Genomic DNA, 22,643 nt, shown 5'->3' on the forward strand with positions numbered 1-22,643 from the left:
GAAGTCTTCTTCAATACCGACTTTGAAGGGGGGAGGCATCAGGCCAGGATTGATAAGATCAACGCTTGAAAAGGAAAGACCGGATTATTGACAATCCAGCCTTCTCCTATTTTTAGTATTGATAGTTAATTCCTGACAGACAGAGGGATGTTAAACAATAGGGGAGTATGTGCTTTTCATAGTGATTTAATAGAATGTTAAACGCCAGATATCATTTCCAGCCCTCTTTCGTCCGGATTACTTTTCTGATGGTACCATCAGGATTGTAATATAGCTTGTCTACGCAAATAGAACGTAGATTGCCTTTTCCGGAAAGCGAACTGTCATGATAGAATGCATACCACTGTCCTTTATATTCGACTATCGAACCGTGGTTTGTATCGCAGCCGGTAGGGTCCATATATACACCCTGATATTTCCATGGTCCCAACGGGCTTTTACTGGTTGCATACTTCTTGCGGTTGGCTCCGGGATTATTGTCCGAATATGAAAGGTAATAGGTTTCATTGTATTTGTGTACCCATGTAGCTTCATGGAAATCGTCAAGGCCGGTCATTTCCTGTAGTTTACCATCTAATTCTATCATGTTGGCTTTCATTTTAGCGCCTTTGCACCGGCCTCCTCCACCATAGTAGAAGTAGACTTGTCCGTCATCATCGGTAAAGACACAAGGGTCTATCATGGCAAAATTATCTTCTCCTAAATCGAGATATCCCTGTACCTTGAAATCACTGGCCGGTTTGGTGCTGGTCGCGATCCCCACTTTCCATGTTTTGTTCCACTCCGTTCCGCTTGGGTGAGGAAAGTAGAAGTAATATACACCATTTTTGTAGGCGCAATCCGGTGCCCACATAAATCCGCCTTCGGGCCTTCCCCACGGAACCTGACTGGAACGAAGTATCTCGCCGTGATCTGTCCAGTTTACCATATCATCGGTAGAGAAAACGTGGTATTGGTCCATCAGGTCGCAACCTCTCGGAGGAGCGATATCATGTGATGCATATACATATAGCCGTCCGTCGGCCCATACACGTGCTGAAGGGTCGGCTGTGTACATGTGTCTGATAAACGGATTCTTTTGAGCATACGTATTGTTTGGGACAAGAATGTATGTTATAATACATAATAGGTGTGCTATCTTGTTCATTATAAGCTTATTTTATGGGTTGTTGTTATTTCCGGCCTTCTTTTGTCTGCTTCACCATCCGGATTGTCCCGTCTTCGTTATAGTATAGTTTATCTACACAAATGGAACGGAGCCAGTCGTTGAATTCACCATTTTTGAGGGAGAGCGAACTGTCATGGTAGAATGAGTACCATTGTCCTTTGTATTCGACTATAGAGCCGTGATTTGTATAACTGTTGGTAGGCTCCATATAGATACCCTGATGCTCCCATGGACCGAGCGGACTATTGCTGGTCGCGTAACGCATCCTGTTATCCCCTTTTACTCCGTCATTCCAGTTATCATCGTGATTATCGGAGTATGACAAGTAGTAGATACCATTGCGTTTGTGTACCCATGTGGCTTCGTGGAAATCATACAATCCTTCCATCTTTTGCAGTTTGCCGTCTACCTCCATCATATTGTCTTTCAGTTTACCACCAAGGCAGACACCGCCTCCACCCTGATAAATATAAGCCTGTCCGTCATCATCGATAAATACGTTGGGGTCGATATGAGCTTCCATACCTTTTACATAGCCTTGCACTACGAAGTCTTTTGCCGGGTACTTACTTGTGGCCACACCTATCTTCCAGCTTTTGCCCCAGTTTGATTCACTCGGATGAGGAAAATAGAAGTAATACGTTCCGTTCTTGTAGACGCAATCGGGAGCCCACATAAATCCGCCCTCGGGTCTGCCCCAAGGCACCTGGCTCGAACGGAGTATCTCGCCGTGGTCTACCCAGTTTACCATATCGTCGGTAGAGAATACATGGTACTGGTCCATCAGGTCGCAACCTCTCGGGGGTGCAATATCATGCGATGCATATACATACAGGCGGCCGTCGGCCCATACACGTGCCGAAGGATCGGCGGTGTACATATGTTGTATAAACGGGTTTTTCTGACCGGAAACATTATTGGACAACAGCATGCATAAGAATAATCCGAATAATGGATAAATGGCTTTGGCTTTACGAAGAACAGGGTACTTTTTCATTTCTTTAATATGTTATTAAGTTGTATAATTATTCAGTTAATCGAAGATGTTTTTGTTGGTATAAGTCGAACTCTTGACAGGTATTACTTTGATTCGCAGGATGGATACCAGATTCTGGTTTGCATCTTCACTCAGATAAACAGGAGGGAGCTTGACACCGCCTACTCCCTGCATAGCTTCGTCTCCTCCTATATATTTTGAAGTCTTCCATTCCCCGTTTACAAAGTAGCCCTCCCTGATAGTTCCATAACTGATACCCCGTAATGATTTTACTTTAGAGCGGAATGATATATCTGCTCCGTTTCCAGCAATTAAGAACTCATCTTCGGAAAGCCTTATTACCAATCCATAGCCCAGATAAGGATAATTGTAATGGATATTGATCTCATAATCTCCAAAATCAATTTTATCGGACTTATTATCTTGTTGCATAAATCCCCTCATTTTGCCCGATCCATGCTCTTTAGTAATCAGGGGAATCAGGTTGTTCAATACATGATATGCATCTTTCAGAGGGTGTTTATCGTCATAGATAGCGTTGTCAATGGCAAAGGGAGAGAATCCCAAAGCGTCAAATTCACTTAAAGTATAGAATGCTTTTGCCGGGCTGCTCCACTTTTCCCCCCGCCACAGGGCGACAGCTTCGGGAACGAAGACCGGATTACCATTTCTGTTGTATTGCTTTAGTTGGGATATATAGTCTTCATTATAGTTGTCTATGGCCAGAAAGTCTATAGACGGAGCTGCACACTGGTATATATCCAGCATCCGGTGATTAGGGCCGCCACTGGGATAGTTTCCCGGTACCGGATCGCCCGGATAAATGGTCCATGCGTTTACAAACATAGGAATGGCATATTCTTTCTTCCCACTGGCGGCAACCTGCTCTACGAATCTGGCATAATACCATCCCATGAACATTTCATCGGCAAGTTTCTGACTATCATTCCCGAATAGCGAGAGCCAGTTTCCCCGGGATTTCTTCCCGTTGGCTTTCCATTGCCCGGTTATTTCGGGTAGAATTTGTTTCTCATTCTTTTGGAGATATTGAACCAGTTCGACAGGCACTTCTTTCGCAAATAGCTCATTCGCCTTATCAGAACGGTCGCGGCTATCTCCCAGCAGACCCATTTCGTTTTCTATCTGCATCATAAGCACAGTATGTTCTTCGCCGTCTGTTTGCTTAATGAAGTTCATTAAAGCGCCGAATACTTTACTATCGGCTTTTATCAGGTTCTCGCTGAAATTTGAGAGGAACGGACGGTTTTCCCCTTTGTCGTTTTCCATTCGTGGAAATCTCCTGGTATCTCTCATCATCCAATGCGGGGCATATCCTGAGGAGCCGTTTTTCCAGCTACCGAACCATAAAAAGACGAGTTTCAAATCATGTCGGCGGGCTTCTTTGATAAGACCCTCTACAATGGAAAAGTCATATTGGCCTTCTTCCGGTTCTATTTGTTCCCAAGCTATGGTTGCCAGCACTGTATTCAGGTTAAGTGCTTTTAGCTGCTTCCATTTTGGGGCCATACTTTCCAGGGTAGAAGCACTGGAGTTCATCAGTTCGCCGGCAAGCATTATGTATGGCCTGCCATTTACAATGAGTTGGGTAATATTGTTTTCATTCCTCTTTAAATGAGGAATATCCTGTCCCCATATCGATCCGGCTGATAATAAATATATAAATATGAAGATTATAGCTTTTCTCATTTCATTATTTGATTGCTATTAGCTTTTAATATGAAGTCTACTATCGGTGCAGGATTGGGGAAACTATGCGGATGATGTTTGAATCCGTGTTTCATCATTACGGTAATATCACCGCCCAGGGCCTTGATCTTCTCTTCAAAAAGAAGTGTCTGGGTAGGTGGTACCGCTTCATCCTGGTCGGCACAGAGTATCAGTATCGGATATCTCCCTTTTACGATTTCCTTTACCTTATCTGTGGGGCTGCCATTGAAGTTGCGGATATCATCCTTCGTTTTCAGTCCGTATGCGGCCATAAAATCCCTTGTCATTTCCCCTAAGTCGCCTTCCCTGTCGGCCAGATAGCGGCAATCGAGCAAAGGATTATCTACATATACACAACTTATCTTGTCGGGATTGGCTGCTGCCCAGCAGAATGAGTACATAGCTCCGCGGCTCATGCCTTCCATGGCGCTCTTTCTGGATAATCCCGCTTTGATCAGTATCTTATAAAAATCAGACCAGATAGATAATGCTTCCTGATTTCCCATCAGTTCGGCCACATCACAATAGACCAGATGGAATCCTCTTTCGAGCAAGGCTATGTCTGTCTGAGGTTCGTGTGCCCAGAAGCGGGTGCGCCAAATCCATGGTTTTCCCGGTGCGGCTTCTTTGGGTTTTACCACTTTACATTCACGTCCTCTTAATTTGAAGTCGGCACATACATATCCGCTGAATTCGGAAGTGGTATACGGTACCTTTATATTCGTCAGTATATCAAAGTCCTTGTCTGTCTTCAGGGTTACCTGTTCGAACAACCTGCGGGCAATAATGGCAGCGCCTTCATTGTCGGGATGAATATTATCAGGCATTAAGTCCTTCCTGTTAATGAGTAAGGGGTGCATATCCAGTACTTCAATACCTTCCTTATAGGCCGCTTTGCGAAGGCAGGGAATTATCTTATTCACAATCACCGCATCCCATATCTGCGCTGTATCGGGTTCGAACGAAACAATAGGAAGCATCAGTATTACCCGCGGATTGGACGGCAGTTGTCTGAAAGACTTTATCATATCGATACAATCCCCTTCCATTTCATTCATATGGATACGATTCCGGGCTTTGGCATCGTTCCCTCCCAAATCGATGAATACAATATCAGGATTGCTGGCGAGCGCTTTTTTATATTGCTCTGTTTCCCGGTAAGGAAAATCTCCTTTACGAAGCATTGTGCGGCCACCGAGGCCGAAATTCAAAACTTTATACTCGTTTCCAAGCAAGGTTCCCAGTTGTGCCGGAAATGAATTCTTTGCCATATCGGTAGTTCCTGCTCCTTCGGTGATGCTGGCGCCGATGCAGGCTATCCTTTTTTGCGCACTGATGGTTGTCGTCAGTAATAAGGAAAGCGCTAGTGTTAATAACTGTTTCATTCTGTTATGGTTATACTTTGAGTGAGATGTATGTTTTTTGATGAACTTCCGACCATTATTTCGAACTCCCCGGGTTCTACCACACGTTTCATTCCGGCATTTATCAATGACAAATGTTCCGGAGTAAGATTTATCTTTACCTCCTTGCTTTCTCCTGCTTTCAGGAATACATTGGCAAAGCCTTTTAATAGTTTTACCGGAGTTGCGACACTACTAACTTTATCGTTTATATATAACTGTACTACCTCTGCCCCGTCTACATTTCCTGTATTTCTCAGGTTGATAGTTACCGTGACATTGTCAGTTGTTTTTGGATTTTCGGGTTGTATGCTTAGTGCTGAGTAAGTGAAATCGGTATAGCTAAGTCCATACCCGAATTCATATAGCGGTTCCCCGTTCCCGTCTACATATCTGCGGCTGGCAGATGGTTTCTTTGAATAATATATAGGTAATGAGCCTTGCTCTTTCGGGAAGCTGATTGATAATTTACCCGAAGGATTATAGTCGCCCCATAGGACATCGGCCACAGCATCTCCTCCGGCTTCGCCGGGATACCATGCCTGAAGAAGGGCGTTCGAATTTGCAGCTATTTCCGTAAGCACCAGCGGGCGGCCTGTAAGCATTACTGTTACAACAGGTTTATTGGCCTGTTTAGCTGTTTTGATAATATCCAGATCGGTTTGATGAGGATAGAGGTTTTGCCTGTCGCGGCTTTCACCTACTTCGTCGTTTGTTTCGCCGATTACAACTATTGTAACATCGGAAGCGGCGGCAGCATTTGCCACATCCCTGTACAAAGATGAAGATGTAAGTTGTGTCATTCTCCATTTCAGATTGATGTAAGCAATATCTTCTATCTCGGCATATTCCAGTGTAACGGGAACAGGTTTTCCGGCTGTCATACTTATTTTCTTACTGCCTGTCTGTTTCCGTTTGTCATTTCCCCAGCAGTCAATAAGGAGTTCATTGTTTATGGATACACGTGCATAATCATCAGCATTCAGCTGGAATTCGTATTCGCCCGATACGGGGGCTGTGATAGTTCCGCTCCAACGGACGGAAAAATTATCAGAGTTTATACCGGGAGCGGGACTCAGGTTGTGCCAGTAAACGGACAGGTTATCACCGGTAGACGTATAGACCGGCGAGCCTTGAAAGTCGGTATTGTTGAAGAACTCCATATCCAACCCATTCTTATCGGGAGTTGATTTCGGATTCAGAGCCGTTAAAGGAATGTTTGAGAAGCGTTCCGATATATCACTGTTTACAAAATTGATCTTTACATTATCGCCGAATCTTTTTTTCAAGGCCTGATATACTGTTACACCTTTTGCTCCGGCCGGAGAGTAACCTCCTAACGAAGATACATTGGCCAGATTACCGACAAGGGCGATAGACTTGATATTCTTTTTTAAAGGTAATATATCGTCTTTGTTTTCGAGTAATACGATTGATTTCCGGGCAGCTTCAAGGGCTAATTTCCGGTGCTCTTCACTATGGAATACTTTCGCTGTTAACGCTTCATCCGTATAGGGATTATCGAAAAGCCCGAGTTCGAATTTTACCCTCAATACACTACCTGCCGCCCTGTCCAAATCTTTTTCAGATAGTTTACCATCTTTCACAGCCTGCACAACTGTATTCTGAAATACATCGTGGGGATAATCATAAAACTGCATATCCAGTCCTGCAGAGAGCGCATTTACAATCGCTTCTTCGCCCGACGCGGCAGTATGGTGGTCTTTATATTGTTTGGCAATAGCTCCTAGGTCGGATACAACAAAGCCGCCGAATTTCCATTCGTCACGCAATATGGTTTTTAGCAGCCAGGGGTCAGCAATAGCCGGCACACCATCCCTTTCGTGATAGGCTGCCATAATCCCTTTTGCCTTTGCTTCGGTAACGGCTTTCTCGAATACATAGAGATGTGTGGAACGGGCTTCCCGTTCCCCGATAAAGACCGGTGAAGTATTTACTCCCCCTTCGGGTATGCCGTGTATGGCAAAGTGCTTCGGTTCGGCGACAACGGCATTGTTGTCTTTCAGGCTGTTGCCCTGCATTCCTTTTATCAGGTTAACGGCGTAACGTGACGAGAGGTATGGGTCTTCCCCGAATGTTTCTTCGGTACGTCCCCAACGGATATCGCGGGCCAGATCGAGGTTCGGCCCCAGTATGAAATGCACGCCGTGTGCCCGGGCCTCGGCGGCAATAGCTTTGCCTATATTATTTACCAATATGGTATCCCATGAGGATGAATTGCCTATCGGGGTGGGGAATGTAGTCGCTCCCTCGCCCTGATAACCGTGTAATGCTTCTTCTATAAATATTAAGGGGATTCCCAGACGGGAATTCTCTATCGCGCGTTTTTGTACTGCATTGGCAATTGCAGCCGTTTTAGGATAAAAATCATGAATGGAACCAATGCACATGGAATCTATGAAATGCATAGCTTGCGCCTCATTCAGCTTATCGGGGCCATCGAGTATATCATTCGCTGAAAGCATATCCAGCTGGGCGGCTTTCTCCTCTAATGTCATCCGGGAGAGCAGGTCGTTTACCCTCTCTTCTACCGGCGCGTTTGCGTTTTTGTAACGTGGCGTGTCTGAACATCCTGCACTGAGGAGCAGCAGAAAAGCTGCGACACAGATGTAATTTATCTTTCTCATGGGTATAATTTTAATCAAGGCTATTTAGTTGATTTTTCCTGGATCAAAAGTATTTCTACTCCATTAAAATAACCTTAACAGGAACATTAAGACACGCTTAATAACGCATTAATACTACATTTTAACGTTAATTTCTTTTCCATCAAATACAATAAGGTGATCAGCCTTGTCTGTTAAAGACCGGATGCTTTTCCCGGCAGGCAAAAGGGTAATTCTGAAAGTCCGTTTAGATAACATACCCGGAAATTCTCCTTGTCTTGCACCTATGGTAAGGGTTTGGCTTATATCATCCCACATCATTTTGATTGTGGAATAAATACCTTTCTCATAATTGTAATTATTGTTTTCGTCTTCATATAAGACAAACTCGGTGTCAGCACCCGGATATATGAAAATATTGAGGTTATCCCAGTTCTTTTCTTCTGCATATTGCACTTTTGGCCCCCAAGGCAGAATAGTACCGGCCTTTATATATAAAGGAATAATGTCGATAGGAGCGGCTTTGCTTATCTCCTGTCCTCCTTTGATTTTCTCTCCTGTCCAGAAGTCATACCAGTCAGCACCTTTCGGCAGGTACACTTTTTGTATTTTTGCCGCGCTGAAGTCGGCGACCGTCCTGCCATCCCGTGTACGGTTTACATACATAGAGTCGGTTACAGGTGTTACGAGGATAGATTTTCCAAACATAAACTGGTTGTCTATGTCATATACTTTCGGGTCCTTCGCAAAATCCATCATTAAAGCGCGCATCATCGAGCCCGAATTATTTGTAATGTCATGTCCTGTCGAATACATATACGGCATCAGGCTATAGCGCATATTGATATATTTCTCCTGTACGTCGAAGGCCCAGTCTCCTCTTTTCCCGAACTGATAGATTTCCCGCGGGGTATTTGTCCCATGCGAACGCATCATCGGAGTAAATGTCCCGAATTGCAGCCAGCGTACATACAGCTCGTGGAAAGCAATATCTTTAATCCCTCCGGGATATGCCCTGCCTGCCCAGAAACCGCCTATATCGGTATTCCAGTAAGGGATACCGCAAAGAGAAAAGTTTAATCCTGCCGGAATCTGTTTACGCAGAGTGCTCCATCTGGAATCGATATCTCCCGACCAGGAATTTGCACCGTAACGTTGCTGTCCGGCAAAAGCTGAACGGGTGAAAATATACACGCGCTTATCCGCAGTAACTTTTCGCTGGTTATCATAAACGCCTCCGACAGAAACGATGGGGAAAGCATTGGAGATGTCTCTGTAAGTTCCCAGAAAAGTTGCTCCGTCGAGAGTTTCCCCGTTGATATTATCCTCCGGCTCCGTGGCATCGAGCCACCAAGCATCCATACCTAACGAGAAAATGTTCTTGTTCATGTAGTCCCAGTATATTTTACGGGCTTCGGGGTTGAATGCATCGTACACCCTTACCCCATTGTTGTGGGGATAAGTATCGAAGTTCAGCAATAGTTTCCTTTTATTCAAATCTTTGTGAATATTAGTATTCGGGCCGAAAGACGGCCATACCGATATAGCCACATGCACATGCAGCCTGTGTATATCCTCCACCATTTGCTTTGGATTGGGGAAGGCCGGATTTCCGAATTCGACAGCGTTCCAATGCGTGTTATCGGTACTCCAGTATTGCCAGTCCTGTATGATGCCATCGAGAGGAACTCCCAGTTCGCGGTATTTCCTGACAGTGCCTGCCAGTTCATCCTGAGAGGTATAACGCTCGCGGCTCTGCCAGAATCCATACGTCCAGAGCGGGAACATAGGCGCCTGCCCTGTAAGGTTGCGTATCCGGGCGATAGTGCCGTCCGCATCCTTCCCATACATAAAGTAATAATCGATACATTTGCCCGAGACCGATGTAAATGACATCCCATCGAAGGAGTCTTTATATTCGGTTTCCGAATAATTATCCCAGAATACAGCATATCCTTTTACTGAGTGGATAATAGGAACAGCAATCTCCGTATTCATCTGACGCAGGCGCACGCTTTTTCCCCGCTGATTCATATATCCCTGCTGGTGTTGCCCAAGTCCGTACATCGCTTCCTGCTTGTCCAGCAGGAAGGTTTGTTGAATCTCGTAGGTCTTTCCGCTTTTGTACTGTTTGTCCGTAAAGAGAGAGGAAGAGCTTTTTTCAGCAATGAACGGACGGGTGTCCAATCCATTGAATTGTACATCCCCTGTTGTCAGGTTGAGGGTAACAATTATTTCAGAAGATGAAAGGGAAATTACATTATTAAACCTCTCTGTTTTAAAATCTGTCTTTTCCGGTATCTTTATCACTGAAAGGCTCTTTTTATTAACCTTCTCGGTTTTAGGATATTTCAATACCCTGACAATCCTGGGACTATAGAATTGCAATTCGATCGCAGTGCGGCCGACTTCAGCTTTTACGCCTTGAGATGTTTGCTGATAGCTTTGTGCGCTCAATAGCGTTGACAAAGCCATCAACATAAGGATTGTTATAGATTTCTTCATGCCCTGCTGTTATTCTGTACCCAGATTTCCGTTTATATAGCTGTTAGTGGCATTATTGCTGATACGGACTTTCCCCTTGATGGTATTTTCGCTGACAATAGCGCGCTGTACGTCTTTACTGATAGTAATCTGCGGACTGTCGTGCATGAAGTCGCATCCACGTACAACGATAGAACCGCTGTTTGCCTGTATTGCACTTCTGTTTTCCTTGTTTCTGTCCCATTGTACGAAAATACAGTCGGAGAAACCTACTGTTCCTTCTCCGTTGATTTTGGCAATCTGGTTGCAAGGGCCCCAGAACGCGCTGTTTACAAAGCGTACATTGCCATGATTGGCCGATGTTACTTCCACCATTGTAGGGTCATCGCCATTCAGGGCAACAAATTCGGCATTAGTGATAAGTATTCCATAAGCTGCGCTTTGCTCTACTTTTACAGATGTGTGGCAGGCATCGGCACCTATTCCCAGGAAGTTCCCGTTACATGAGCCTGTACTCCCCTGGCTTGCCCCGAACTTATATCCTACATTATATCCGAAGCAGAAAGTATTTATTACATAGTGCCAGTCGGTACGCTCGAAGATAAACGCTTCGCCATGCTCCCTTTGCCAGTTGTAAAGAGTAGGTTTCATACTCCACCATGGATTCCAGTGTACATTTTCAATACGGCCTATGTCATAGATGGCATCTACATATATGCCTCGGCGAAGCGGCTGCCCGCTGATATTGCGGATAAGGGCGCGTTCGTTATGCGATGCGTCGATAGCATTATAAGGATTGAGCATTTCCACATCGAGAAGAGCCGGATTTTTACCTTTCATAGCTACCCCCCACGGATAAGCATCGGGTATTTTGTCCGGGTCTTGTGATGGCCAGTACATTACAACGCCTCGCAGGGTACTGTTTGTATTGATCGTTATGGCAGGAGTACCATCAAGGTCTTTCCCTTTATTTCCTGTGATGAGTAGTGTTGTGCCGTCATCACCCGGTTTTGGCAGTCCGGCGTTGCGGATACCATTATGTGATGGTACCGATTCTATCGAACCCTTTAAGGTAATGGCTTGCGGAATATTCAGCGATCCGGCGATCAGATAGGTGCCATTAGGCAAATAAACAGTCCCTCCTCTTTTACCGAAAGAGTTCATTGCTTTTTGGATAGCGTCCGTGTCATCTGTGACTCCATCCGCTTTTGCTCCGAAATCCTTAACAGAAACAACATCAACGGATTCCGGATAAGGCTTGATGTCCGCATCCTGTTGTTTTTTACTTAATCCCTGTGCCGACATGCTTGTTGTACCAAGGATGAAGAGCAGTGTAAATATTATTTTTTTCATAATAAATAGAATTTATTGAACTTTATTTTTTGAATTATATATCTTCTTTCCTTTATTAATACCATTCTCATTAAATGAGTCCATGGAGAAATAATACTCCGAATCTCGATTGAAGAAACGTCCTTCGAAGAAATTATCGGAATATATCATTGCTGCATTTCTTAACTGGTCTTTTTTTACTCCCCATCGGAGGATATAACCGTTTGTATCAGCGGTTTTGTCCCAATTCAGTCTTATTATTCTCTTATCTACGGCATCTCTTTCAATGTGGATATCAGGAGTTTTTTCCGGTATCTTTCCTTGTCCGTTTCCGAATATCCTGAGATCGTATAATGAGAAATTGCCGGGTACATCTTTTGTGTTTTTTATGCGGATATATCTTGCTTCCTGTGGGCTATCGAGGAGAATAAGTTCATGTGCCATATCCTTATTGTTGGAAGCTCTGTCGACGATTGTTTCCCAGTCGGCGCCCTCTGCTGAGCACTCTATGATATACTGATAGGAATATGTTTCCGGAGCTCGCATCGTGAAGTTATGATCTGCAAAGTTTATCTGAATAGCATTTACAGTCATCGGTTTGCCCAAGTCGGTTTGTAACCATTCACCCGGTTTACCAGAAGCAGCAGCCCACCATGTTTCTATTTTCTCATCATTTGCTTTTGTCGGTTCGTATCCTGTCAGGGACGAAGATGCCGTAATTGTTTTGCCATAGGATAATATATTCCATGACATGGAGCAGTCGTTCTTTTCCATATCTATTTTCCTACCGGGAATACAGAAAGGATAGTCGGAGAGCACGGTATGTGAATGCAACTCATCGTCAGCCGATATATAAGCAGGGAATAATCCGATTCTTCGTTCAAACATATGCCTTACCGAGATAGTCATGGTAGCCACATGCCAGTAATTTCCGTATTTGTCCCTGAATGTGTGGCCGTGTCCTGCACCGCCGATAAATCCTCCGGGTTTGAAGGAGAACGGGCTGCTTTCTACATAAGTGTACGGGCCCAGAGGGCTATCGGATATATATAATCCATCGCCATAGATGCGGTATTGTGTGCCCGGTGCAGCGTATTGCAGGTAGTATTTACCCTTGTGTTTGATAATACAAGGGCCTTCATTCCATCCGGTTCGGTCTTCTTCATTATTTGCTCCCGGTACTTCCCATCCGTATTTATCACCGTTATGCCTGATGAGTACGACAGCTTCACCTATTTCCTTAAACCCGTTGTCAGGGTCAACCCGGACACCCATTATAGGATCTGTATCAGAACATCCCCAGTAAAGATAAACCTTTCCGTCATCGTCCTTGTAAAAAGCAGGATCGGTCATTCCGTGACTAAACCGGCTGCCTGTATCTACCCAGTTGTCTTCTTCGGGATCGGTAGTCCTGAATATTTTAGGTGCACCCGAACCCAGATAATACAGCGCATCGTTGTGTACAAGAACGGTGGGCGCGTAGCCTTCAATGGTTTCAATAGATTTACACGGAATATAAGTCCATTCGCTTAAATCGGGGGAACTCCAGTAGCCCCCCGACTTAGAGGCGAATAAGTAGTACTTTCCCTTAAAGTATTCTATGACAGGGTCGGCAGCTTCCCTCCGTGTCGGATCATCGAACTGGAATCGATAATTCAGATTAAGGGGATTAGCTATTATTTGCCTGTTTCCACTATTAGTCTGGCTTTTAGAAAAAGGACTGTAAAGAATGAATAAACCTAAAAAAAATAATATGTATGAATGTATTTTATACATGCTTTTATAATTTAATTATAATTTTCCGGCAGAAGGCGGGACGTCTTTTGCTCCCCAATTCCGGTTCGGTTTATTACCCATCACCAGTATCAACTTACCTCCGTTTTCTATATCCGAATGGCTGAACCATGCTTTATTCCATTCTTTTCCATTTAATGTTGCCGACTGGATGTATTTATTATCATCGGAATAGTTCTGAGCCTCTATTTCGAATACTTTACCGTTACTCATTGCCATTTTAGTATTTGCAAAAAACGGACTGCCTATATTATACACAGGCATTCCCGGGGTTACGGGATAGAAGCCCATCATAGAGAATACGACAAAGGCAGAAGTACCGCCGCCGTCTTCATCCCCAGGCAGACCCATGAGGTCGTTACGGAACCATTGGTTTATCAGTGTGTGGATGCGTTTTTGCGTTTTCCACGGCTGTCCGGCATAATTATATAAATACGGGATATGAAGGCTCGGTTCGTTTGCCATTGAGAATTGTCCCACATTGCCTGTATGGTCGGGTAGCTGTCCGTAAAAATCCGGTTTGCCTTTACCCAGCGGCTCTGTGAATGTACGATTCAGATTAGCGATAAATTGTTCGTTTCCACCCATCAGGCCGATAAGGTCGGCTATATTGTGAGGTACATCCCAGCGGTAGACCCAGCCATTATTTTCCCCATAATAATCACGTGCGCCCATTCCTCCCGAATAGCGGTAATCGAACGGTTCGATGAATTTTCCGTTTTTATCTTTAGGATGGAAGAATCCTGTTTCGGCATTATAGACGTTTCTGTAATTATAAGAACATTTCAGGTAATAGTCGGCTTCATCTGTCTTGCCCAATGCTTTAGCTATTTGAGAGAGACACCATTGGTCGTAAGATGTACCGAGAGTGACGGCGATAGGCTGGCGCTTCTCGAACGAATTTACGTTCTCTACAGTTTCCTTCTCTCCCGGGTACAGGGCCGGAATATAGCCATATTCTTTATAGAATTCGTCGAGCCATCCGGCAGGCGCACCCGACCACGGAATTAGAGTTTTTTCTTCTATACCTTTTTTGCAGGCGGTATATGCTTTTTCAAGGTCAAAGCCTTTCAACCCTTTAGTATAACCGTCTATAACAGTAGCTACGGCATGATTCGAATTCATCCGGCGCGAATCTCCTGTGATTTCGGGGAATGTAGGCATCCAGTTGTTGCCCATCTGTTCGGCCATCAGCAGGTACGAATTGATGATGTTTACTTCTGTTTCTGCCTCGATGAGTACGCGTAGCGGATGGGTCGCCCTGTAAGTATCCCAGATCCAGTCGTCGGTATAGAATGGTTTGCCTCCGTCTTCGTGTACCTTTCCGTCGAAGGCACTGAAATAGTGCCCGTCTTCACTGATGCAAACCGGACGTTCATAACAACGATACAGAGATGTATAAAATACGGTTTTCTCTGTATCGTTGTCCCCATTCACCTTAATCTTACCTAAAACCTCATTCCAAATCGCGCGGCCTTTGTCGGCGAGTTGCTTCACATTATAATCTTTTAGTTCCCTTTGCAGGTTATTCTTTGCTTGTTCTTCGCTGATAAACGAAATACCGTAGCGAAGGTTTATAGTTTGCGGCTTGTCGCCGTAATATAAAACGACAAAAGAATCCCTGCCCTGGGCTTGTTTCCGGCTTTCATCGATTGTGTTATCTTTCCATGTGCCGGATTGTATAGGGGTTTGTTCTGTTTGCAGATATATATAGACATTGGTATTGTTTTCAAGTTTTTGGTATCCGCTAACTGTATTTCCATCTACTTTGATTTCTCCATTTTTGGAATTAAGTATCAGATAAACAGGCGAGTCTGTTTGTGTATAATCAATCTGATAAATGGCTGATTGATGTGAAGGTGCATATTGAATATGCGTTTGCTGGTCGTCCAGGTCTACCTCGTAGAAGTATGGGGCCAGCTTTTCCCTGTCGTAACTATATGCTATGACAGGCTTTATGTTTTCTACGGAGCCCTGATAAGGGCTAAGGTTGAATGCCGAACGTCCTCTGTGGCTGGTCACAATCAATGGCAGTCCGTTGATTACATCACCCGTGAAATCGGCACGTTCGGGATATACTCTGAGCATGCTGTTTGGCAGGTGGATGGTGGGGTAGGTTGGTACAAGCAAGTGGCTTATATTTCCCATGTAAGGGTTTACATAGTCGACCGGCTGCTTGTTTGTACTATCATTGTTTATTGATGTACAAGCTGATAAAATAAGGATACAGATAAAAAAACAGATATTACTGATTTTCATAATTAGTAATTTATTAAGTTGGTATTATTTTTTACCAAAGCGAAGGAAACTTATCCTAACTAACAAAAGGATTAATTTTGGATTAATATCCTGAAAAATATAATGAAATATATTAATCCGGGGTTTTAAGCCCCGGATTAATATATAATTTATTAATTATTCGCACTTAAATTCGATAATTTCGGAATAATTGTATTTCTGACTGGCATCATTTACATTGGCTCCAATTCTTGCCCGGTAGGTATAGCCTGAATTCTTAATAAGTCCAATTTTAAACGTATATGTATTACGTCCGATACCGGTGGCCATATCGCCAATATCTGCCCAGGTCTTATTCAATGTAATCCTGTTCGCATTATTGTTCTGCTCGCTGATTTCGCCGATATTGGCGCCTGCTCCGCAGAACGGTGTCCAACTGATGAACGGTTTGATTTCTCTTACGTTAGGCAGGCCTTCGGTAATAGGCGCTTTCAGTTTACAACTCATGTGAAGGGTATCTACTTTAGTACCGTCTCCTTTGGTAGTTGTTACTACTTCCCAAGTGAAATCTGTGATTTGCAGATAAGGCGTCACCTCGAAATTTTGGGTCAGGATACCATTAAGTATGTGGCCTTCTGTTCTTTTCACAGGCCAGAAAGGTCCATTGAAAGGTTGCATGGCATACGTTGCATCAAAAAGCTTGGTGTCCTGATACGTTCCGTCTTGCTTCACCGGAATATCTTGCGGTGAAACAGCATCGCTCCAGCTTGTTTCCCATATACGAATCTGGAAATCGTCCGTACTGGTAAGAAGATTCTTACCGGTGGTTTTATCGATCACATTTCCCCTCATGGCTGAAGAGGGAGCTTTGTAGTTGTCGACTCCGGTAAAGCAAGATGATAACATCAAGCTTGCTCCTACTACCACCGACAATCTATATAATAAATTTCGTTTCATATCTGTTATTTTATTAATTGTTACCATAGTGGATTTTGGATCAGATTCGGATTTATATTTATCTCACCGCCTGGAATATCTTCGTAATACGCTTTTTTCTCGAAAGTAAACTGTTTCCAGTCTGTAGTGTATTCACGGATAAAGATATATTTACCTTCACTGAGTACAAAGTAAGGATAGAATGCGTGCGGGCGGAATTGCTGAAGGGCAAAGGTAAAACCTTTAGCTCCGGTTACAGGATTCACAGCATCGCCACCATCGAGCCGGTTAAGCTGATCGGCCACTCTCCACCGACGGATATCGAACCAGCGATGGTTTTCGATAAGCAATTCTCTGGCGCGTTCTTCGCGGATGTATTCCAGGTTTTCGTCCACAGTCTGGCCATTGATAATATATGTAGCTGCCGGAGCCGCCTTAGGAGTCCATACAACGCCGCCGGCGCGGTTGCGGATGCGGGCGATATTCTCGTAAGCCAAGTCTTTTTGCCCCAACTCATACGCGGCTTCCGCCTCGTTCAGCAAGATTTCGGCAAAGCGGAATACTTTCCAAGGATGATAACATGTGTTTGCCGCAGCCATTCCTATGCTCAGTTTATAATCCACATATTTGCGCATAAAGGCGCCTGTAAGGCTGTTGTTCTCATTTCCTCCCCAACAGCCATGATAATCGGAAATCAACTTATCCGGGCTTTTGGACCAATCCCATTTTGTCTGATTCGTGTTGTTCGGATCGTATGTCCATCGTTTACCTCCGCCTACAGCACGGTTGGTCAGCGCGTTTATACCGCTTGGGGCATTGATGTCTCCCTGTGCGGCATCAAGCATTGTTCCCGTGTAGGTACTGTAAACACCTCTTTGTACTGCGAATTTGTTTCCTCGGAGTTCTTGTCCCGAGAAGTAGAAGTTCGCCCTCATACGTGGTTCGAAGTCCGTGGTTTGCCACAATTCTTCGCGCGTATTAAAGCGGCGCGGTTTACCGTTCGCATCTTCCAGCGGCAATTTCTGGTACAACTCCAGTGTTTCCACCGACGGATACCACAGCGAGCCGGGCCATTGTGCCATACCGTCTATATTTCCGTTCTGATATTGCGGAGAAGCAGCGCCATCGTAGCTATGGTAAAGCTGCGCATCCTGATTGGCACTTTGGCTGTATTGCTTTATAAAAATATCTTCCTTATTAATTGTAAGGAACAGGTCCACGTAATTTTGTTCTTTCTGAGCCTGCGGAAGATTCTCACCCACCAGTTCATAAGGGCCTTGCTTCACCATTTTGCTACCTTTCAGCGATTCTTCGAAGAAATAGTTGGCCTTGTCGGCAGGGATACCAACCAAACCGGCTGCTGCAGCGGGTTCGGGCGAAGCTGTGGTATAATCACCGTACTTGGCAATGGTACCTGCATACAGCATGGCGCGTGACATCAGAGCTGCGGCTACATATTTATTGCCTCGTCCTATATCTGACTTTTCCGTCATGTTGGCCATGGCAAACTCCAGGTCGTCGTGTATAAACTGCCATGTTTCCAGTTCGGTAGCACGGCTCACCATCAATTCTTCTCTAGGCGCCGTAGGATTCTGCACGGTAGTGATAATGGGTACACCGCCATAACGCTTCGCCAATCCGAAATAATAGAACGCTCTCAGAAAACGGGCTTCACCCATCAATGCGTTATAAACCGCTTCATTAAAATTACCCTGAACAGTAGGTAATGTCTCGATCACGGTATTGACATAGCGTATCCGGTCGTAGGGCCAATAATCGAATCCTCCGGTTTCGTCTACATTGCCCCGGCCGCCTACAAGCTCACCGTTCACCGTGCTCTGATAATCTTTGGGGATATCCCATCTGTTACCGCCATTGAAACCATAGCCCGGACTGTTTACTTTATAGTTGAAATCTTCGATGGGCAGCATCTGATAAGCGAGTACAAAGTACGATTTAATACCTGTTTCACTTCCTAACAAAACGGAAGAATCCATCTGGCCTTTCGGTTCCAAATCCAAATCGCTACAGGAAGCCAGCGCAAGTGCTGCCAGTCCTGAAAGTAATATGTATTTTATCTTTTTCATAATTATGAATCTCTTTAAAATTTAATAGTTGCACCAATGTTCCATGTACGGTTCAGAGGATATCTGTAATTACCCGTTACATCATTGTTATTTTTGTCTCTATTACCATCTATCGCGCCACCCTGTCCTCCGGGATGTTCCGGGTCCATACCGTCCAAGCCGGTGAAGGTAAGCAGGTTGTATCCGCTCACATACACACGCATGTTTTTCACACCTACTTTTGACACTATATTTTTGGGGAGGGTATATCCTATTTCTAAAGACTTCAAGCGCACATAAGATGCATTTTCTATACGGGTCGATCCGTCAGGGTCATATTCGCCGCCCGTAGTAACCGGGAATTTTCCGGGTATCCATTTAGATTGTGGGTCGTACATCTTTGCAGGGTCTTCCGGATGCCATCTGTCCCAGAATTTGATATTCGTGCCTCCGTCATTCCATCCTAAAGGCATGGCATAAGTTTCGGTATATCTGTAATAGATGCCGGCAGCCCCCTGGAAGTTGGCGTTCAGGTCGAAGCCTTTATAGGCAGCTCCTATGTTGAATCCGTAGTTGAACAAAGGCATACCGAAAGTAGCCAAGGCTTGCATGTCGTCATCGTTGATTATACCGTCACCGTTCCAGTCTTCGTAGTAGTATTCACCCGGGCGCATACCTCCGCCCCCGCCGATGCGATACGTGTCGAAATTGTAGATTTGATCGAAGCTCTGGAATTGTCCCAATGTATTCCGGACAAACCAAATATCCTTGTAGCGATTCGTATTGTCTCTGCGTTTCCAGTTCTCGAAAGAGTTTCCTGCGGGTCCCTGGTCTAACTTGTCTCTCCATTCGTTGCGGGTAGCAAACATATTGGCGCCGATGTTGTATTCGACATCGCCTATCTTGTTGCGATGGTACACTGATACATCGTATCCGAAGGTGCGGTCACTGTTCATGTTTTCCTCAGGCATATCAGCACCGACTGTTTTTGGGAGTGCTTCCGTCGATCTGCCTATAAGCCCGTCCCTGTTGCGCACGTAGTATTCGAAGCTACCGCCCAGCAGACCGTTCCACATTTCAGCTTCCACACCCACATTAAGCATATCGGCCGTATACCATGTGAGGTCGGGATTCGGTAGTGAAGTTGGCTTCAATCCGGCTTCCACGCCTCCGTTAGCGCCATATATCCAAGCTATTTCCTGCGCTATTTGATATGCTGCGCTCACTGTCGGATAATTGGATGCTGCGCCGTCATCTCCCATCACACCATACGACCCTTTCAGCTTGAGGTTGTTGATAAATGCCAGGGGAGATTCTTTGAAGAATGTTTCTTCGCTGATACGCCATCCTGCCGAAACCGAGCCGAACAGCCCCCATTGGGAATCTTTCGGAAACTTCGATGAACCGTCATAACGACCGGCGATTTCCAATAAGTATTTGCCTGCATAATCGTAGTTGAATTTACCTACAAAAGCCTGGCTCGATCTGTCCCAAGGAGAGCCTGAGTTCATAGAACCCACCTGACCGAGAGCGTCGCCGGCAAACAGGTATTCGGAATTCAACGATATAAATCTTTTCGCATAAAAGTTATCGCCTGTGCTATATCCGTCTTCGAAGAGCACCAGGGCTGCTACGTTGTGCACATCGTTGAATGTGCGGTTGTAGTTCAAAGAGAGCTGCAGGTTGCGGTTTTCCCATTTCTCATCCATTCGTTGGACGGAGCGCTTCGACGGGGACTGACCGTCTCCCATTATAGCTCCTCCCGGAGTATAGGTGTCGTTGGTATCATTATATAAGTAGAGGCTATAGCCTTTTTTGAACCATCTGGAATCTTTGTCGCGGAAATCGTAATAGTACGAAGCTTTAGCCGATAATCCATTGATGCCCGGAATGTCGTAAGTGAGGGATAACTGTCCGTTGAATTTACGGTTGATATACTTATTTTCTCCCACATAGTCGGAATTGGTGTTAGCTAAAGGGTGTCCGTCTATCAAGCGATTATATGCCTCGCCCGGAGAGGCGTTCAGATAGTTCGGATTATTATTTGCGTACACAGGAACATGGGGTTGCTGTACATATACATTCTTATAAACGGTCCAGATGTCTATGCCCGGTTCTACCATATCATCCATGTATCCACCCAAAGAGACCGAAGCCTTGAGGCGTTTGGTGATATTTACGTCGACATTGGAACGGAAATTCCAACGGTCGTAGTTCATGGAATTGCTCCTGAGGGCAGATTCCTGATTCATATAACCCAAGTTGAAGAAATAACGAACCGTTTCAGAACCACCGTCCATGGTGATATTATGTTGCTGTTGCATAGCATTATTTCTAAAGGTTGCTCCCAACCAGTCGGTTGTTTGGAGCGTACCATCCCGATAGGGTTGGAAGTTCGCATCTGTAAAATGAGGCACTGTGTTGCCTGTCAGTGTATTAAACCAACTTCCGGCATAGAGTTTTTCATTTACCAACTCCATATATTGTACCGCATTCACATTTTCGGGCACATGCAGGAATTGCTGCCAACCGACGTTAAATCCATATTGGATTTCAAAAGCTTTAACACTAGATGCTCCTCTCTTGGTGGTTACCAGTACAACACCGTTGGCCGAACGCAACCCGTAAATAGCGGCGGCGGCATCTTTCAGGATGGAAACGCTTTCTATTTCGGAACCATCCATACGTTGGAAAGTATCATTATCGGAAGGAACACCATCGATGACAATTAGCGGATTACCTAACCCGCGAATATCGAATTTAGAATCGAATGCCCCAGGACGGCTACTGGTCTGTGTTACGCGCAATCCCGGCAGTTTACCGGCGAGCATGTTCACCACGTTTTCGTTCTTTGTTACGGTAATTTCCTTGCTGGCTACGCTTGATACGGAACCTGTCAATGTCGCTTTCTTTTGCGTACCGTAACCTACTACAACAACATCCTCCAGTTCGGTATTGTCTTCTTTCATTGTAATGTCAAGACGGGTATTGTTCCCTACGGCTATTTCCTGTTTCAGGAAGCCGATAAATGAAATAGTGAGCCTGTCGTTAGGAGAAGCGTCAATACTGAAACTACCGTCTACGTTTGTCAATGTTCCTCTCTGGGTTCCATTGACGGTTACAGATGCTCCGGGAATTGCTTCGCCTTGCGTATCAGTAACAGTACCACGAACAGTTCTTGTTTGCGAGAATGCCATTACAGGCAGTGCCAGAAACAAAAACATGAGGAAAGCATAGCGTTGCATAACACGCATGGTATCCCCTTTTCCAATTTTAATTTTTTGTTTGTGATTTTCCATAATACATTGTTAAATGGAGAGTAATTAAATAATACAAATAGTGCTTTATCAGAATGCATAAATATATAATGACTAATACAAATCTGTGAAATGTGTAAACAGTATGATTGCAGACCTATTCTACGATTCGTAAAATGCGTTGTTAAATTCTATTATTTACATATTTATAGGATCGTTATTATCGGTTCTTAAAGTGAAAAATATCAGGAATATTGCTTATAGAGAACGGCTTGTTTAATAGAATTGATTTAGGTTACTTTATACTTTTAAAAGTATTGTCATTATAGATACGGTTCTTGATTTTTCAGAAATTTTCATTTAGGCTTCATGATGAATTTACGGTTTTCTTCATATTTATAATAAGATTTAATGGCACTTAAGCATTGGCGAATTTATATAACATATATTAATATTTTTCTAAAAATATCATTAACAAAGCCATTAAAATTTCAATAATTTAGGCTTTTAAACCTTTTATCCATAAGGGTTTCATTAATTTGGAGGATAACTGGCGCTTTTGTATTTGACCGTGAATAAAATAATGAGAAAACAGAGATAGAAGCCGGTGGAA

Annotated in this window: 12 protein-coding genes; all 12 read right to left on the reverse strand. The window is 44.3% G+C overall.

All coding sequences use genetic code 11. The features are described from left to right. Positions 1-211: 211 nt before the first annotated feature. The 12 genes from ACFO6W_RS21885 to ACFO6W_RS21940 all read right to left on the reverse strand — a co-directional run bounded on the left by ACFO6W_RS21885 (position 212) and on the right by ACFO6W_RS21940 (position 22,072). Positions 212-1,147 (reverse strand): family 43 glycosylhydrolase, encoded by a 936-nt coding sequence (locus tag ACFO6W_RS21885; protein ID WP_380000475.1) that lies wholly within the window; start codon positions 1,145-1,147, stop codon positions 212-214. 25 nt (positions 1,148-1,172) lie between these two features. Further along, positions 1,173-2,099, reverse strand: a complete 927-nt coding sequence (locus tag ACFO6W_RS21890; RefSeq protein ID WP_380000557.1) for a family 43 glycosylhydrolase — start codon at positions 2,097-2,099, stop codon at positions 1,173-1,175. Between the two features lie 102 nt (positions 2,100-2,201). Continuing rightward, positions 2,202-3,872 carry a GH35 family beta-galactosidase gene (locus ACFO6W_RS21895; protein ID WP_380000478.1) on the reverse strand — a complete coding sequence of 557 codons (1,671 nt, stop codon included), beginning with the start codon at positions 3,870-3,872 and terminating at the stop codon, positions 2,202-2,204. Continuing rightward, positions 3,869-5,278, reverse strand: coding sequence for a GDSL-type esterase/lipase family protein (locus ACFO6W_RS21900; RefSeq protein WP_380000481.1), 1,410 nt, complete (start codon positions 5,276-5,278; stop codon positions 3,869-3,871). The genes ACFO6W_RS21895 and ACFO6W_RS21900 overlap by 4 nt, the downstream gene beginning before the upstream one ends. Then, positions 5,275-7,944, reverse strand: a complete 2,670-nt coding sequence (locus tag ACFO6W_RS21905; RefSeq protein WP_380000483.1) for a glycoside hydrolase family 3 N-terminal domain-containing protein — start codon at positions 7,942-7,944, stop codon at positions 5,275-5,277. Before ACFO6W_RS21905 ends, ACFO6W_RS21900 begins: the two co-directional genes overlap by 4 nt. A 114-nt stretch (positions 7,945-8,058) precedes the next feature. Then, positions 8,059-10,428 (reverse strand): glycoside hydrolase family 31 protein, encoded by a 2,370-nt coding sequence (locus ACFO6W_RS21910; RefSeq protein WP_380000485.1) that lies wholly within the window; start codon positions 10,426-10,428, stop codon positions 8,059-8,061. Positions 10,429-10,437: 9 nt separating this feature from the next. After that, positions 10,438-11,760 (reverse strand): glycosyl hydrolase family 28-related protein, encoded by a 1,323-nt coding sequence (locus tag ACFO6W_RS21915; protein WP_380000487.1) that lies wholly within the window; start codon positions 11,758-11,760, stop codon positions 10,438-10,440. A 12-nt stretch (positions 11,761-11,772) separates the two neighbouring features. Then, entirely contained in the window at positions 11,773-13,515 is a 1,743-nt protein-coding gene (locus ACFO6W_RS21920; protein WP_380000489.1) for a family 43 glycosylhydrolase, read from the reverse strand. 15 nt (positions 13,516-13,530) lie between these two features. Next, positions 13,531-15,792: a GH92 family glycosyl hydrolase gene (locus tag ACFO6W_RS21925; protein ID WP_380000491.1), complete on the reverse strand. Its 2,262-nt coding sequence runs from the start codon at positions 15,790-15,792 to the stop codon at positions 13,531-13,533. A 156-nt stretch (positions 15,793-15,948) separates the two neighbouring features. Continuing rightward, complete coding sequence (locus ACFO6W_RS21930) at positions 15,949-16,728, reverse strand: DUF3823 domain-containing protein (RefSeq protein WP_380000493.1); 780 nt, start codon at positions 16,726-16,728, stop codon at positions 15,949-15,951. 20 nt (positions 16,729-16,748) lie between these two features. Continuing rightward, entirely contained in the window at positions 16,749-18,794 is a 2,046-nt protein-coding gene (locus ACFO6W_RS21935; RefSeq protein WP_380000495.1) for a RagB/SusD family nutrient uptake outer membrane protein, read from the reverse strand. Positions 18,795-18,808: 14 nt separating this feature from the next. After that, positions 18,809-22,072, reverse strand: a complete 3,264-nt coding sequence (locus tag ACFO6W_RS21940; protein ID WP_380000497.1) for a SusC/RagA family TonB-linked outer membrane protein — start codon at positions 22,070-22,072, stop codon at positions 18,809-18,811. Positions 22,073-22,643 lie beyond the last annotated feature (571 nt).

This window comes from Dysgonomonas termitidis (assembly GCF_042654545.1).
GTDB lineage: Bacteria > Bacteroidota > Bacteroidia > Bacteroidales > Dysgonomonadaceae > Dysgonomonas > Dysgonomonas termitidis.